The organism is Nocardia sp. PLKS1-43 (assembly GCF_059510335.1).
Genome location: NZ_JCAJZQ010000005.1, coordinates 239,691 through 254,586 on the forward strand (window position 1 = coordinate 239,691; position 14,896 = coordinate 254,586).

Consider the following 14,896-nt stretch of genomic DNA (forward strand, 5'->3'; position numbering starts at 1 on the left):
GTGATGCTGGCGGTGAGGACGCCGCGTGAACGACACCCTCACCTGGGTGGGTTTACTTAGCCCGCTTGAACCAGCGGACCGAGTAGAGCGCCCCGGCGATCACGGCACTGACTGTCAGGATGATGCCGTAGTCGACCGGGGCCTTGCTCTTCTTCCGGCGATGCTTCGCCATTCCCCACCACCTCCCTTCTGGGCGCGGTGTTCGGACCTGGTCCACCGCCCCTCGAAGTGAGGTGCCACTCACATTACACGAGTCGAATACCTTGCCGTGCAACGCATTTCGCGAGCACAACTGCTATGGAACAAGTCCTTTCCGGGCGTTGCTCGCACCGGACAGGACCAGCAGCAACATTGTCGCGAGCGCCTCGTCGCTCAGGCCCGCGGCCGGGAACGTGTAGCGCAGCAGGATATCGGCCAGCTTCTCGCGGGCGATCACCGTCAGCGAGCCGAACTGCAGGGCGTTGTTGCGCTCGGCGACACGTTTGTGCAGCTGGGCCTTGAGCGGGCGGTCCCAGGCCAGCACCGCGGTGAGGGTGAGCACGTCCAGGCCGGGGGCCAGATTCACCGCGCGCAGCGAGCACAGCAAACCCTCGTATTCGAAACCGAGCGCCTTCTGCTCGATACGCACGTCGACGTTGCCGTAGTGCGCGAGGCAGGCACCGGCCCGCGCCTCCAGGTCCGCGGTGGTGGTGTCCTCGCTCATTTGACGCCCCCGAACCGACGGTCGCGCTTGGCGTAGTCCAGGCAGGCGGCCCACAGGTCGCGGCGGTCGAAATCCGGGAAAAGCGTGTTCTGATAGACGAATTCGGCGTAGGCCGACTGCCAGATCAGGAAGTTGGAGCTGCGCAGCTCCCCCGAGGGCCGCAGGAACAGATCCACATCCGGCATATCGGGCTCGTCCAGGTACTTGGCGAAACTCGCCTCGCTGATCCGCTCCGGATCCAGTTCGCCCGCAGCGGCGCGACGCGCGATTTCCCTTGCCGCGTCGACGATTTCGGCTCGTCCCCCGTAGTTGACGCACATTGTCAGGGTCATCACCGTGTTGTCCTCGGTGAGCTTCTCGGCGACCTCGAGTTCCTTGATCACGCTGCGCCACAACCGCGGCCGCCGCCCGGCCCAGCGCACCCGCACGCCCATCTCGTGCATCTCGTCGCGGCGGCGGCGGATCACGTCGCGGTTGAACCCCATCAGGAAGCGCACCTCCTCGGGGCTGCGCCGCCAGTTCTCGGTCGAGAAGGCATAGGCCGACAGCCATTTCACGCCGATCTCGATACATCCCTCGACGGTGTCCATCAGCACCGCCTCGCCCCGCTCGTGTCCGGCGGTGCGCGGCAGGCCGCGGTCCTGCGCCCAGCGTCCATTGCCGTCCATCACCAGCGCCACGTGGCGGGGCACGAATTCGGCCGGGATCTCCGGCGGCCGCGCCCCCGAGGGATGCGGCGACGGCGGGCGAATCGTGCGGGTGGACGGTGCGTCAGCGTTCTGGGTGCGATTACCGATCACGCCCCCATCCTGCCCGATGACACCCGGCGGCTCCGAACGCCCGGGAAATTCCCATCCATCCGGTCCTCTCGGACTGGACGCGGGTACCGGAGCCGACGGGGCATTACACCGCATCAACAGGGCAACAGTCCCGGTCGGCGGCCGACCGGCGCACCGCACTCACCAGCTACGGCTGGGGCGTCCGTTCTCCAGGTGACCGGTGAATCGACGGGACCACGCGGCCGCGCCGAGGCCGGTCAGGGCGAGGTCGTACCAACCGTCCGAAGTCGGCGCCACCCGGTCGTGCACCGCGCCCGGCAAAACGGTGATGTTCTCGCTGTCGGCGCGAAAGGTGATCGGCGCCGGCGTAGCGTTCCGGACACTGACCACCAGCACCGGCTCCTCGGGCGTCCCCCGCACCGCCGCCGACACCACGACCCCGATCGCCGCGGATCCACCGGTGGCCGAGAACCGGAACCCGTTCGCCGCGTACACCTCGATGTCGTAGTCTCCGGACCAGGCGATCTCCCGGGACGTCGCCGCACCCGGGCCGACGACGATCTGACTCACCCGCGCACCGCCCTCGGGCCGAAAGGCGTACGCCTGGAACGCGACCGCCTCCCGGCCCTGGTTGGCAAGGTGCACGGTGACATCCGCCTCGGTCGCCTCGGCCCATACGATCGGCTGGTACGGCAGCGGCCGCGCCTTCGCCGATCCCGGATCCTGGTGCGGTAGGGACTGTTTCGCCGGAGGCGAGGGCGCCGGCAGTTTCGATTGCGTCCGGTCCGCCTGTGCGCGCAGGGCTTTCGCATCCGGCAGCGCCGGGATACTGGTGTCCGGGTTCTCGAAATCGAAGCAGCCGAGCAGGTCTCCGCAGACCGCCCGCCGCCAGGGCGAGATATTGGGCTCACGCACCCCGGTCCACTGCTCGAGGAACCGCAGCACCGAGGTGTGGTCGAACACCTGCGAATCGACCCATCCTCCACGGCTCCACGGCGACACCACGATCATCGGCACCCGCGGCCCGAGACCGATCGGAGTCAGCGCACCGCGCGCGGCGGCGACGCCGGTGCCGGTCTGGACGAGCGGCAACTCCTCCCCCGGCGTTCCGGGCGGCGCGGTCGGCGGCACCAGGTGATCGAACAGGCCGTCGTTCTCGTCGAAGTTGATCAGCAGCACCGTGCAGCGCCACAGTTCCGGATCCTCCCACAGCGCCTGCAGCACCCGCTGGACGTAGGCCTCACCGTCCACCGGCCGCGCCGCGGGATGTTCACTGTAGCCCTGCGGCGCGACGATCCAGGAGACCTGCGGCAGGGTGTGCGTCCGGCAGGCCGAGATGAACTGCCGCAGAACGTAATCGACGCTCCTGCCGTTCTCGTCGGTGGCCAGTGGCCAGCTGCCGGTGACATTGGCCCGCTCGGCCAGCCGCCGCACCGCGGGATCGGAGGAGTTCAGCGCCTCGTGGTAGGCCCGGAACAACCACAGCGGATTGTCGCCGAAATCGCCGAGGAACACCTCGTCGGTGTCACCGGCGACGTCGTCGGCGTAGACCTGCCAGGACACCCCCGCCTTCTCCAACCGCTCCGGATAGGTCGTCCAGTCGAAGACGGGCCGATAGTCGGGCGGATTGTCGGTCGCGGGCCCGCCCCGGCGGCCCTCGGGGTCGATGGTCCCGGTCCAGTGGTACAGCCGGTTCGGTGTCGTCGGCCCCTGTATCGAGCAGAAGTAGTGGTCGCACAGCGTGAACGCACCGGCCAGGGCACGGTGGAACGGGATGTCGGCCTCGGTGAAGTAGCCCATCGTCATGGCCGACTTGGCCGCGACCCACCCGTCGTACGCACCGCCGGCCCAGGCCCGATGGGTCGAGGCCCAGTCGTGCTTCAGATCCGAGAGGTCCTGACCGTCCACCACGCGGGTATCGATCCGGAACGGCAGCCGGTAGCCGATACCGCTGTCGGCATCGGGCTGGGCCAGGACGGTGCCCGGATGCTTCGGCGCCGAACCCGGGAGCGCGCTGCCGACGTCACGGCCCGCGAATCGCGCACCGGCCCCGCCCGCGGCGGCGCGTCCGGCGGACGAGCGCAGCGCGGTGGGGTCACCGAAGCCACGGACCCCGGCCATGGTGCCGAAATAATGGTCGAAGGAACGGTTCTCCTGCATCAGGATCACCACGTGCCGCACATCGGCGAGGCTGCCCCGATGCGGCGCGGCCGACGCGCGAGCCGCCCGGCCGGGCAGCGTGCCGATTCCAGCCAGGCCCGCCGCGCCCATCATGCCGCCGAGGACGGTGCGACGAGTCGTTCCGGACGTTCGGTTCATCGCTGATCCCCCATCCATTCGGTGGACGAGCAGTTCGCACCGAGACTTCGGGTACCGGGCGGACGACGACAGGATCGCAAGCGAAAACGGACTCACGGTTACCCGCGGGCGACCGCGGCGATGAATTCGGCCCGCCGGTCCGGTGAACGCCGACACCGGCTGTTCCGGATCCCGTTTCCCGCAGGTCACGGTCGGCCGACCGGTACCCGGGAAAGGCAGGGGGCCGATCTCCGGACCGGCTCGTGCACACCGTCGCCGGGAGGTCCCCCGGATCGGCAAAGCATTCCGACCGGTCCTGCTAATCTGGGGCGGTTGTCGGGTTTCGGTCGATTGCTCCGGTCCAGCCGGCCGCGGTCAATCGGAACTCGTTGTCCTGCAACGGTTGTGAGGTAGATGGTTCCGACGCAGTCGCCCGCCTCGACCGTGTTCTCGTCCGCACCGCCTGGAGTCCCCCTTTGAGCATGTCCCCGCCATCCGGCACCGCCACGCCCGGAATCTGCCCCGTTCAGCACGGATCGCCGCTCGACTCGAACGAGCCCCGATTCCTGTTGGATACACCGGAGTTCGCAGCGAACCCGCACGCGGCCTACCGGTGGATGCGACGGGAATACGGCTCGCTGGTGCCGATCGAGTTGTCCCCCGGCGTCCCCGCGACGCTCGTGGTCGGATATCGCACGGCGCTGCAGATCCTCAACGATCCGGAGCACTTCCCGGCCGACCCCCGCCACTGGCAGGACAGCGTGCCGGAGGACTGCCCGGTGCGGCCGATGATGCAGTGGTACCCGAACGCCCTGCGCAACGCCGGAACGGTACATGCCCGCTATCGCCAGGCCTATGTGGCCGCCATCGACGGAATCGACCTGCACGCACTGCATTCCACCGTCGAGCGGATCGCGATACCGCTGATCAACACCTTCTGTGAGCGGGGTTCGGCGGATCTGCAGGCCGAGTACGCGTTCCCGCTGGTATTCGAGGCGCTGAACCAGATGGTGGGCTGCTCGCCGGAAATCGGCCAGCGGATCGCCACCGGAATGGCCGCGCTGTTCGACACCGAGAACGCCGCCTGGGGTATGCAACACACGGCCGAGGCCATGATGGAACTCATCGCGCTGCGCCGTGCGGAGCCCGGCGACGACGTCACCTCCCGCATGGCCCACCACCAGGCCGGGCTGAACGACGAGGAGATGCTCTACAACCTGATCAGCTTCTACGGCGCGGCCATCGAACCGCAGACGAACCTGATCACCAACACCCTGCTGCTGATGCTCACCGACGAGCGGTTCGGCGGCGGCTTCCTCGGCGGGGCGACCTCCACCCGCGACGCGCTGGACGAGGTGTTGTTCAACGACCCGCCGATGGCGAACTTCTCCATCACCTATCCGCGCCAGCCGATCCTGATCGACAACACCTGGCTGCCCGCGCACCAGCCCGTGGTGATCAGCCTGGCCGGGTGCAACAACGATCCCTCCATCGCCGGCGGCGACCGCACCGGCAATCGCTCGCATCTGGCCTGGGGCGCCGGACCGCACGCCTGCCCGGCCCGCTCGGTGGCCTACCTGGTCGTGCAGGACGCCATCGATCAACTGCTCGATGCGATCCCCGAACTAAGCTTGGCCATCGGAAAGGACGAATTATCCTGGCGGCCAGGACCTTTCCACCGGGCGATGGCAGCGTTGCCGGTCGTCTTCCCGAAGTCTCCCGCGTTGAATGTGATGTAAGGAGCCCGTCGATGGTGCACGAACCGATCGTCCTGGATACCAGTGGCGTCGACATCCAAGGCGAATCCGCCCGGATCCGCGCGCGCGGTCCGGTGACCCTGGTCGAGTTGCCCGGCGGCGTGCCGGCGTGGTCGGTGACCGATGCGGCGTTGCTGCGCACCCTGCTGGCCGATTCCCGGGTGTCCAAAGACCCCCGGCAGCACTGGTCTGCGTTCATCAACGGCGAGATCACCGAGTCGTGGCCGCTGCTGCCGTGGGTGATCGCGGAGAACATGTTCACCGCGTACGGGCCCGAGCACCGGCGGCTGCGCACGCTGGTCTCCCCCGCGTTCACCAATCGCCGCACCCAGGCGATGCGTCCGCGCATCGAGCAGACCGTCCGCGATCTGCTGGACACCCTGGCCGCCACCCCGCCCGGCGAGACCGTGGACCTGCGCGCCGCGTACGCGTACCCGGTCCCGATCCGGGTCATCAGCCAATTGCTGGGCGTGCCCGAACATCTGGACGCCGACATCCACAAGTGCGTCGACGGATTCTTCGACGGATCGCTCACCCCCGAGGAGTCGATGGCCAACTATGTCGAAATGGCCCGGCTCGTCGGCGAACTCGTCGCCTACCGGCACGAGCATCCCGGTGACGACATCACCTCCGTGCTGATCGGCGCCCAGCAGGAGGACGGGTCCCGGCTGACCGACAAGGAACTCGTGGACACGTTGATGCTGGTCGTCAACGCGGGGCACGAGACGACGCTGAACCTGATCGACCAGTCGATCCACGCGCTGCTGACCCGGCCGCAACTGCGCGCGGACGTACTGGCCGAACGTATCTCCTGGGCCGACGTCGTGGAGGAGATGCTGCGTTTCGAGGCGCCGGTGGCCCATCTGCCGCTGCGATACGCGGTGCAGGACATCGAGATCGGCGGCATCTCGATTGCCGAGGGCGAGGCCATCCTCGCCTCGTATGCCGCGGCCAACCGCGATCCGAAGGTGCACGGCGACACCGCCGACGAGTTCGATCCGTTGCGCGCCACCAAGGATCAGCATCTGGCCTTCGGTCACGGCGCACACCACTGCATCGGCGCGCCGCTGGCCCGGATGGAGGCCACGATCGCCCTGCCCGCGCTGTTCGAGCAATTCCCGGAGATGCAATTCGCCACGGAGCCAAGCACATTGGCGAAGCTCGGCAGCTTCATCTCCAACGGGCACGTGGAATTGCCGGTAATCCTGCGGCCTGCCGGCTAGCACGGCGAATCTCCACTATCGCCTCGAATCTCACCCTCGTGGCGAGCAGGATCGGTTACCGTGAGCCTCGGTTCGTCCCAGTCTGATTCGGGAGGGCAACGATGCTCAACCGGCGTGACCTGCTCCGTAGTGGCGCCTTGGCGGGTGCGGCCCTGGCCGCACCGAGCCTGGCGGGCTGCGGATCGAGTTCCGACGCGCTGACCTTCTTCTTCCAGGCCGCACCCGATGAGGCCAAGGTGCGGATGCGGATCATCGAGGCATTCACCAGGCTGCACCCGGAGATCAAGATCCAGGTGCAGATGTCCGGGCCCGATCCGACCCAGCAGATTCTCACCTACGCCGCCGGTGGCAAATGCCCGGACGTGGTGATGCAGTGGGAATCCTATTCGCACTTCGTCGAACTGGGCATCCTGGAGAACCTGGACACCTTCCTGAACGCCGACCCGGACTACGCGGCCCGGATCCGCGAGGACGGCGAACCCGCGGTCCACGAGTTGTTCCGCTATCGCGGCGGGCAGTACGTCCTGCCCGAGCAGTGGGCGGGAATCTTCCTGTACTACAACAAGAAACTGTTCGAGGAGGCGGGCGTGCGACCGCCGCCGGGCCGCTGGGAGGACGCCTGGACCTTCGACGAGTTCCTGGCCGCGGCCCAGGCGCTGACCAAACGCGACTCCTCGGGCCGGACCACCCAGTGGGGGTTCGCCGACGCCTGGCCGGTGCCGCGGTATTCGGCGTCGATCTTCGGAATGAACAACGGCGGTGAGTGGTTCGTCCCGCCCACCGATCCGCAACGTACCGCGATCGACGGCGAGGAGTTCATCGAGGGTTTCCAGTTCTACGCCGATCTCGCGGTACGTCACCGGGTCGCGCCGCGCTCGACCGATGCCGACGCACTGCCCTCGATCCAGCTGTTCTCCCAGGGCAAGGCCGCGATGGTGCTGACCGGACACTGGCAGTACAACGCCATGCTCGCCGAGCCCGATCTGGATTTCGACATCACCGTGCTGCCGGCCGGCCCGCGCGGCCACGGCGCGAAATCCGATATCGGCAGCACGGGCCTGGGCATCTCCGCCGCCAGCCCGCGCAAGGAATTGGCCTGGGAATTCGTGAAATTCGCGACCGGCCCGGTGGGACAACAGGCGGTGGCCGAGTCCGGCCTGTTCGTGCCGGCGCTGAAATCAGCGCTGCATTCGGAGGCTTTCGCGAAGGCGCACAGCAGGATTCGCAATCTCGAGGTGCTCACCGGCGGTCCCGCGAACGCGAATCCCATTCCGGTCACGCCGAATTGGTCACGAGTCGACGACGCGTTCCATCGCGCGTCGGACCGGGTGCTGCGCGGCGCGGCCCCGGCTACCTACTTCAGGGGCGAGGTGACCAGGCATATCAACGACCTGCTCGGGGGAACGGTATGACGGCGGTCCAGGAGCAGGCCGGGACGTCGCGGCCGCGATCGCCCCGCACATCGCGGCCGCGGTCGGCCCTGACCCGCAAGAAGGCCAGGGCCGGGCAGCGGTTCATCGTGCCGAATCTGCTCGCGGTGCTGATCTTCATGCTGATACCGCTGTTGTTCTCGCTGTACCTGAGCTTCCAGCACTGGGATCTGTTCCACGCCCCGCGATTCGTCGGCGTATCGAACTACCGGCGGCTGTTCACCGGCGATCCGATGTTCTACACGGCGCTGGTCAACACCGTGATCTTCACGATCGCGACGGTACTGCCGACGATCGTGATCAGCCTCGCCGTCGCCGCGGCGCTGAACGCGAAGGTCCGGGGAATCGGCATCTTCCGCAGCATCATGTTCCTGCCGTTGATCTCCTCGGTCGCCGCGATGGCGGTGGTGTGGAACTACATGTTCGACCCCGACACCGGCGTGCTCAACAGCGTGTTGCACTGGTTCGGCATCGGGGCGGTCCCGTGGCTGGTCGACCCGCACTGGGCACTGGCCTCGCTGTGTGTGGTCAGCGTGTGGAAGAGCGTGCCGTTCGCGGCGGCGGTGCTGCTGGCCGCGATGCAGGGGGTGCCGGAGAATCTGCACGAGGCCGCGCGCATCGATGGCGCGGGCGGATTCCGGCGGTTCGTCTCGATCACCGTTCCGCTGATCCGGCCCGCGCTGGGATTCGTCTTCGTGATCTCCATCATCAATTCGTTTCAGGCCTTCGACCAGGCCTATGTGCTGACCGGCGGTGCGGGCGGCCCCGAATCGGGCACCTATGTCTTCGGAATCATGTTGTTCCAGAACGCCTTCCAATTCGACGACCTCGGCTACGCGTCGGCGCTGGCCTGGGTGCTGTTCGCGATCCTGCTGGTACTGACCTATCTACAGCTGCGGATGGGACGAAAGGACGAGGAATCCCGATGACCGGACCCGCTCCGCTGTCCCCCGGATATCAGCGGATCATCGCCCGCCGCAGCATGCGCGGGCTGCTGGCGTACGTCGTGCTGGTGGTGATGGCGTGGTGTGCGTTGTTCCCGATCCTGTGGGCGCTGTCCGGCTCGCTGAAAAAGCAAGGGCAGCTGACCAATTCGCTGATTCCGCCGCATCCGCAGTGGTCCAATTACCGCACCGTGTTCGAATACGTGCCGTTCGGCCGGATGTTCCTGAACACCGTGATCTACGCCGGGTGCGTGACCGCCGGGCAGGTGTTCTTCTGCTCGCTGGCCGGATACGCCTTCGCGCGGCTGCCGTTCAAGGGCCGTGACACCCTGTTCCTCGCCTATCTGGCCACGCTGATGGTGCCGCTCACCGTCACGGTGATCCCGCAGTTCATCCTGATGCGCACCTTCGGCTGGGTGGACACACCGTGGGCGATGATCGTGCCGGGCCTGTTCGGCAGCGCGTTCGGCACCTTCCTGATGCGGCAGTTCTTCCTGACCCTGCCGACCGAACTCGAGGAGGCCGCGATCCTGGACGGCTGCTCGATCTGGCAGACCTACTGGCGGGTCCTGCTGCCGCACGCGCGCCCGGCGGTGATGGTGCTCGCGGTGCTGACCTGGGTGACGGTCTGGAACGACTTCCTGTGGCCGCTGGTGATGATCCAGCGCACCAGCATCTCCACCCTGAACCTCGGCCTGGTCTGGATGCAGGGCCAGTACACCGCGCACTGGCCGGTCCTGATGGCCGCCTCGATCCTGATGCTGCTGCCGATGATCGTGATCTACGCCTTCGCGCAGAAGGCCTTCGTCCGCGGTATCGCCACCTCGGGCCTCGCGGGCCGCTGACACGCAGGCAAGGTGATAATATGTTTTTATGCGCACCACGATTGACTTACCCGAAGAGCTGATGCGTGCTGCCAAAATCGCGGCTGCTGAACGTCACATGAACCTCAAGGAGCTGTTCACCAAGGCGTTAGCGCATGAACTCGGCACCCAGGTGTCGGCGCAGAAGCGGGGCCGGGTTGAATTTCCGCTGGTCGGCAGCGACCGTTCCGGCGCGAAGACCAACCTCACCAACGAGGACATCGCTGAGATCTTCGCCGACGAAGATGCAGAGAAGTACGCGTGACGACACTGATCGATGTAGGCGCGTGGCTTGCCGCGACGTGGCGCGGACACGTCCACAACGAGTCGGCGGTTCGGTGGTTCGAGCGCGAGTCCGGAAGTCTGCTGATGTGCCGGGTCACCCAGACCGGACTGCTGCGTCTGCTCTCCAATCCAGCGGTCATGGGTGATGATGTCCTGACGCGTAGTTCGGCATGGCGCATCATCGACCAACTGCTCGCGGACGAACGCGTGTTGTGGGCCGAGGAACCCACCGACTTCGAGGCGGTCTTTCGGGCGCTCTCGGCACGCAACGAGACCAGCCACAAGCTGTGGACCGACGACTATCTGGCCGCGTTCGCCCAGACCAGTGGAGCCGAAATAGCCACATTGGACAGGAAATTCGCGGCCCGGTATCCGTCGGTGAAGGTCGTAACCATCGCGTTGTAGATCGTTTGGTTACCGTAGCCGGCCGAGTGCCACGGGGGTATCGGCCGTTGAGGGAACGGATGGGGGGTCGGGATCGGTGGAACCGGATCAGCCCGCTCGGGAGGCCGGCGATTCGGCGGGGGCGTCGTGCGGGCGGGTGCGTTCGATCAGGGGCAGCGTGCGGAGCTGGCGCTCGAGGTGCCATTGCAGGTGGGCGGCGGTGAGGCCGCTGGACTGGCGGCGGATGGACTCGGGGACCGCGTCGATGCCGGACCATTCGCCTCGATACAGCGCACTCATCAACTCCAGGACCCCCACCGACGGGGTGGCCGAACCGGGCGGGCGGCAGTGCACGCAGACAGCGCCGCCCGCGGCGACGTGGAAGGCTCGGTGCGGCCCCGGGGTGGCGCAGCGGGCGCATTCGTCCAAAGCCGGTGCCCAGCCCGCGAAACCCATGGCGCGCAACAGGAATGCGTCCAAGATCAGGTCCTGCGGCCGCTGCGCGGCGGCGATCGCGCGCAACGCGCCCGCGGTCAGGGTGTGCAGTCGCGGTGCGGGTGCGCGCTCCTCACCGGCCAGACGTTCGGCGGTCTCGAGGACCGCGCAGGCGGCGGTGTAGCGGCCGTAGTCGGCGACGATATCGGAGGCGAACGCCTCCACGGTGTGCACCTGGGTGACGGTGTCGAGGTTGCGTCCGGGGTATAGCTGCACGTCGACGTAGGCGAACGGCTCGAGCCGAGCCCCGAATTTGGACCGGGTGCGACGAACCCCCTTCGCCACCGCCCGCACCAGCCCGTGCTGACGCGTGAGCAGCGTGACGATGCGATCGGCCTCGCCCAGCTTGTGCTGGCGAACCACGATCGCCTGGTCCCGATACAACTGCACGGCCCCATCCTCCCACGCCACGCTGACGCGCACACCGAGCCACACACATCCCGCCGCATGGGGTATTCCGCCCGGTCGTCATCCGGCCGGACCCGCTGGTCCCGGCGGGCGGATTCAGGCGGGCCGGTACACGCTCTCGCCGTAGACCTGCGCGATGCGCGGGGCGTGAATCGTGCGCAGCAGCAGAGTGGTCCAGCCGCGGCGGGTGCGATCGATCTCGCGATCGTCCGCCTCGATCAACATGCGTTCGGATCCTTGCAGTTCCATCGATACCGCAGGATGCCCCAGCGGGACGTCGACTAGCGCCACCCGGTTGCCCCACACGACGAACCGCCGCCGGCTCATCGCGATGGTCCCCTGCCCGATGTTCTCCCAGCTCGAGGAGGCGTAATGCAACGGAGTCCGATAACTGCGCCGTGCCACCGATCCGTCCACGGGACCGAATACCACGATCCCCTCCCATTCCATATCCGAACGCAGTTGGGGCGGCAGCTCTTTCGAACCGAACGCCCGGGACATCCACTTCACCCCGCCGATGGTAGGTGCGTCCGGCATCGCGTGCATGGACCCATTTGCGCCACCTGCGCGAACGGTGTCCGACCGAGATCACACTGTGACCACCGGACTCAGAAACCGAGCTTGCCGAGCTGTTTCGGGTCGCGCTGCCAGTCCTTGGCCACCTTCACGTGCAGATGCAGATAGATGCGGGTGCCGAGAATGTGCTCGATCTGCTTGCGGGCGTTGGTGCCGACCTCCTTCAGCCGCGCGCCGCCCCGGCCGATGACGATCGCCTTCTGACTCGGGCGCTCGACATAGAGCAGGGCGTGCACGTCGAGCATCTCCGGGGACGAATCGTCCTGTCCCTCATAGCCTTCCCGAGGCAGCACCTCCTCGATCACCACCGCGAGCGAATGCGGCAGCTCATCGCGAACGCCCTCGAGCGCGGCCTCGCGGATCAGCTCGGCCATGAGCGTCTCCTCGGGCTCGTCGGTCAGCTCGCCGTCCGGATAGAACGCCGGCCCCTCGGGCATCTTGGCGGCGATCACGTCGACGAGAACCTCGACCTGCTCCCCCTTCGCCGCGGATACGGGCACCACGTCGGCGTCGGGGCCGAGCAGTTCGGACACCGCGACCAGTTGCCGGGCGACCTGGTCCCGGCCCACCTTGTCGATCTTGGTGACCACGCCCAGCAGTGTCGTCTTCGGGGCCATCTGCCGGATCTGGGTCAGGATCCACCGGTCGCCGGGACCGATCTTCTCGTCGGCCGGAATACACAGCGCGATCACGTCGACCTCGGAATAGGTGTCGCGCACCAGATCGTTGAGCCGCTGACCGAGCAGCGTGCGCGGCCGGTGCAGCCCCGGGGTGTCGACCAGGATCAGCTGCGCGTGCTCGCGATGCACGATGCCGCGAATGGTGTGCCGGGTGGTCTGCGGACGCGAGGACGTGATCGCGATCTTCTGTCCCACCATGGCATTGGTGAGCGTGGACTTGCCGGTATTCGGCCGTCCCACGAAACAGACGAAGCCGGAACGGAATTCGGCACTGCTCACTGCGTGGCCTCGGCGCCGACGGTGTCGTAGACCGCGCCGTTGCGATCGGCGAAGATGATCTTGCCGGAGGACGAGAGTTCGCGCACCGCCGCGATTCCGGCGTCGTGGAACGACGCCCCGATCACCACCGCGGCCTCGAAACCCTCCGCGCCGCTGGAGATCGCCGCGGCCACCGCGGCCTGCAGCGCGGTCAGCGTCAGCGCCCGCAGTTCCACCGCGCCCGCGGCGTAGGTGCGGCCGTCGGTGTCGCGGACCGCCGCGCCGCTGCCGCCGCCGGTGCGCCCCATCGCGCCGCGGGCGAGCACCAGCAGCTTCTCGTCCTCGGCATCCAAACCACCGGCCTGCGTCGCAGTGTCACTCATTGCTGTCTCCATCCTCGTGTCCGGGTTCGCGATCGTTCTTCTTCTCCGGGGTCCGCCGCGCCACCACGGTGTGCACCCGCATCCGGCCCCGCGCGTCGGCGCCGCCCTCGCCCCGCAGTTGCAGGCCGTGGATGACGCCCTTGGACCCGGGCAGCGGCACGCGCCCGAGCGCGTGCGCGAGCAGACCGCCGACGGTGTCGACGTCCTCCTCGTCGATCTCCATATCGAACAATTCGGCCAGGTCCTCGATCGAAAGCCGTGCCGAGACACGGAATTTGCCGTCACCGAGCTGTTCGACGGGCGCGATCTCGTCGGTGTCGTACTCGTCGGCGATCTCCCCGACGATCTCCTCCAGCACATCCTCGATGGTGACCAGACCCGCGATACCACCGTATTCATCGACCAGCAGCGCCATGTGGTTACGGTGACGCTGCATTTCGTCCAGCAACTCGTCCAGCGGTTTGGAATCGGGTATGAACACCGCCGGGCGCATCACCTCGCGGACCTGCACCTTGCGACTGCGATCACCGTACGGCACAAGATCTTTCAGGTAGACGACGCCGAGGACGTCGTCGACGTTCTCGCCGATCACCGGAATTCGCGAATGCCCCGAGCGCACCGCCAGCGAGGTCGCCTGCGCCGCGGTTTTGTCCGCCTCGATCCATACCATCTCGGTGCGCGGCACCATGACCGCGCGGGCCGAGGTATCGCCTAGTTCGAAGACCGACTGGATCATCCGGCGCTCGTCCGAATCGACCACGCCGCTCTGCTGCGCCATATCCACGACCTCGCGCAGCTCGACCTCGGAGGCGAAGGGGCCGTTGCGAAATCCGCGGCCCGGGGTGATCGCGTTGCCGACCGCGATGAGCAGGCGGCTCAGCGGACCCAGCAGCACCGCGATCGCCTGCAGCGGCAGTGCGGCGGCGAGCGTTATCGAGTAGGCGTGCTGGCGGCCGAGCGTGCGCGGGCCCACGCCGATCACCAGATAGTCGACCAGCACCATCACCACCGCGGTCACCAGCAGCGCCCAGCCGGTGCCCAGCGCGTCGATCAGCGCGGCCGCCAGCAGCACCGTCGCGGTGATCTCGCAGACCAGCCGCAACAGCACCATCAGGTTCACGTAGCGGGGGCGTTCGGTGATGATCCGGGTCAACCGCCGCGCCCCGGGCCGGTCCGCGCGAACCAGATCCTCCACCCGGGCGGGCGACACGGTGGCCAGCGCCGCATCCAGCGCCGCGAACACCCCGCCCACCGGAACCAGCGCGATGGCCAGCGGCAGCAGGATCAGTGCGTTCACGCTGCGCCCTTCGCGGCATGAGCGGGGTCCTGCGTTTTAACGCTCCGCTGCCGCCGCTGTGCCCGATGGCGGCAGTCCCGGGTCGCTCCGTGGTTATCCAGGCTGCCGCGCCCGTCGCTGCCGCGGACCTGAC

General features: G+C 67.5%; 15 protein-coding genes. 7 read left to right on the top strand and 8 right to left on the bottom strand.

Features of this window, described 5'->3' with window-relative positions; genetic code table 11:
- Positions 1–295: 295 nt before the first annotated feature.
- From AC5WS7_RS20505 to AC5WS7_RS20515, 3 genes are all read right to left on the bottom strand, one after another.
- Positions 296–703 carry a hypothetical protein gene (locus AC5WS7_RS20505; protein ID WP_495956155.1) on the bottom strand — a complete coding sequence of 136 codons (408 nt, stop codon included), beginning with the start codon at positions 701–703 and terminating at the stop codon, positions 296–298.
- On the bottom strand, positions 700–1,503 hold the full coding sequence (locus tag AC5WS7_RS20510; protein ID WP_495956156.1) for an isoprenyl transferase: 804 nt from the start codon (positions 1,501–1,503) through the stop codon (positions 700–702). Before AC5WS7_RS20510 ends, AC5WS7_RS20505 begins: the two co-directional genes overlap by 4 nt.
- A 159-nt stretch (positions 1,504–1,662) precedes the next feature.
- Positions 1,663–3,801, bottom strand: coding sequence for a phosphocholine-specific phospholipase C (locus AC5WS7_RS20515; protein WP_495956157.1), 2,139 nt, complete (start codon positions 3,799–3,801; stop codon positions 1,663–1,665).
- 461 nt (positions 3,802–4,262) lie between these two features.
- On the opposite strand from AC5WS7_RS20515, the gene AC5WS7_RS20520 reads away from it, so the two are divergent.
- The 7 genes from AC5WS7_RS20520 to AC5WS7_RS20550 all read left to right on the top strand — a co-directional run bounded on the left by AC5WS7_RS20520 (position 4,263) and on the right by AC5WS7_RS20550 (position 10,687).
- Positions 4,263–5,519, top strand: coding sequence for a cytochrome P450 (locus tag AC5WS7_RS20520; RefSeq protein WP_495956158.1), 1,257 nt, complete (start codon positions 4,263–4,265; stop codon positions 5,517–5,519).
- A gap of 11 nt (positions 5,520–5,530) precedes the next feature.
- Positions 5,531–6,760: a cytochrome P450 family protein gene (locus AC5WS7_RS20525; RefSeq protein ID WP_495956159.1), complete on the top strand. Its 1,230-nt coding sequence runs from the start codon at positions 5,531–5,533 to the stop codon at positions 6,758–6,760.
- Positions 6,761–6,861: 101 nt separating this feature from the next.
- On the top strand, positions 6,862–8,172 hold the full coding sequence (locus tag AC5WS7_RS20530; RefSeq protein ID WP_495956160.1) for an ABC transporter substrate-binding protein: 1,311 nt from the start codon (positions 6,862–6,864) through the stop codon (positions 8,170–8,172).
- Positions 8,169–9,119, top strand: a complete 951-nt coding sequence (locus tag AC5WS7_RS20535; protein WP_495956161.1) for a carbohydrate ABC transporter permease — start codon at positions 8,169–8,171, stop codon at positions 9,117–9,119. The genes AC5WS7_RS20530 and AC5WS7_RS20535 overlap by 4 nt, the downstream gene beginning before the upstream one ends.
- Complete coding sequence (locus tag AC5WS7_RS20540) at positions 9,116–9,979, top strand: carbohydrate ABC transporter permease (protein WP_495956162.1); 864 nt, start codon at positions 9,116–9,118, stop codon at positions 9,977–9,979. The genes AC5WS7_RS20535 and AC5WS7_RS20540 overlap by 4 nt, the downstream gene beginning before the upstream one ends.
- 28 nt (positions 9,980–10,007) lie before the next feature.
- The gene (locus AC5WS7_RS20545; protein ID WP_495956163.1) at positions 10,008–10,262 is read left to right on the top strand and encodes a hypothetical protein; all 255 of its coding nucleotides are present in this window, start codon (positions 10,008–10,010) and stop codon (positions 10,260–10,262) included.
- Entirely contained in the window at positions 10,259–10,687 is a 429-nt protein-coding gene (locus AC5WS7_RS20550) for a TA system VapC family ribonuclease toxin (protein WP_495956164.1), read from the top strand. Before AC5WS7_RS20545 ends, AC5WS7_RS20550 begins: the two co-directional genes overlap by 4 nt.
- A gap of 87 nt (positions 10,688–10,774) precedes the next feature.
- Here the strand turns inward: AC5WS7_RS20550 and recO are convergent, their stop codons facing one another.
- The 5 genes from recO to AC5WS7_RS20575 all read right to left on the bottom strand — a co-directional run bounded on the left by recO (position 10,775) and on the right by AC5WS7_RS20575 (position 14,763).
- Entirely contained in the window at positions 10,775–11,551 is a 777-nt protein-coding gene (gene recO, locus AC5WS7_RS20555; RefSeq protein ID WP_495956165.1) for a DNA repair protein RecO, read from the bottom strand.
- Between the two features lie 114 nt (positions 11,552–11,665).
- Entirely contained in the window at positions 11,666–12,106 is a 441-nt protein-coding gene (locus AC5WS7_RS20560; RefSeq protein WP_495956166.1) for a hypothetical protein, read from the bottom strand.
- A 71-nt stretch (positions 12,107–12,177) separates the two neighbouring features.
- Positions 12,178–13,104, bottom strand: a complete 927-nt coding sequence (era, locus tag AC5WS7_RS20565) for a GTPase Era (protein WP_495956167.1) — start codon at positions 13,102–13,104, stop codon at positions 12,178–12,180.
- A complete protein-coding gene (locus AC5WS7_RS20570) occupies positions 13,101–13,466 on the bottom strand; it encodes a cytidine deaminase-like protein (RefSeq protein WP_495956168.1) in 366 nt (121 codons plus the stop codon). Before AC5WS7_RS20570 ends, era begins: the two co-directional genes overlap by 4 nt.
- Positions 13,459–14,763, bottom strand: a complete 1,305-nt coding sequence (locus AC5WS7_RS20575; protein ID WP_495956169.1) for a hemolysin family protein — start codon at positions 14,761–14,763, stop codon at positions 13,459–13,461. The genes AC5WS7_RS20570 and AC5WS7_RS20575 overlap by 8 nt, the downstream gene beginning before the upstream one ends.
- Positions 14,764–14,896 lie beyond the last annotated feature (133 nt).

What these genes read in the sequence shown, in the direction of transcription:
- AC5WS7_RS20505 (WP_495956155.1), bottom strand. Translation starts at nt 703, where the DNA reads ATGAGCGAGGACACCACCACCGCGGACCTGGAGGCGCGGGCCGGTGCC.
- AC5WS7_RS20570 (WP_495956168.1), bottom strand. Translation starts at nt 13,466, where the DNA reads ATGAGTGACACTGCGACGCAGGCCGGTGGTTTGGATGCCGAGGACGAG.
- AC5WS7_RS20535 (WP_495956161.1), top strand. Translation starts at nt 8,169, where the DNA reads ATGACGGCGGTCCAGGAGCAGGCCGGGACGTCGCGGCCGCGATCGCCC.
- AC5WS7_RS20515 (WP_495956157.1), bottom strand. Translation starts at nt 3,801, where the DNA reads ATGAACCGAACGTCCGGAACGACTCGTCGCACCGTCCTCGGCGGCATG.
- AC5WS7_RS20520 (WP_495956158.1), top strand. Translation starts at nt 4,263, where the DNA reads ATGTCCCCGCCATCCGGCACCGCCACGCCCGGAATCTGCCCCGTTCAG.
- AC5WS7_RS20560 (WP_495956166.1), bottom strand. Translation starts at nt 12,106, where the DNA reads ATGCCGGACGCACCTACCATCGGCGGGGTGAAGTGGATGTCCCGGGCG.
- AC5WS7_RS20545 (WP_495956163.1), top strand. Translation starts at nt 10,008, where the DNA reads ATGCGCACCACGATTGACTTACCCGAAGAGCTGATGCGTGCTGCCAAA.
- AC5WS7_RS20525 (WP_495956159.1), top strand. Translation starts at nt 5,531, where the DNA reads ATGGTGCACGAACCGATCGTCCTGGATACCAGTGGCGTCGACATCCAA.
- AC5WS7_RS20530 (WP_495956160.1), top strand. Translation starts at nt 6,862, where the DNA reads ATGCTCAACCGGCGTGACCTGCTCCGTAGTGGCGCCTTGGCGGGTGCG.
- AC5WS7_RS20540 (WP_495956162.1), top strand. Translation starts at nt 9,116, where the DNA reads ATGACCGGACCCGCTCCGCTGTCCCCCGGATATCAGCGGATCATCGCC.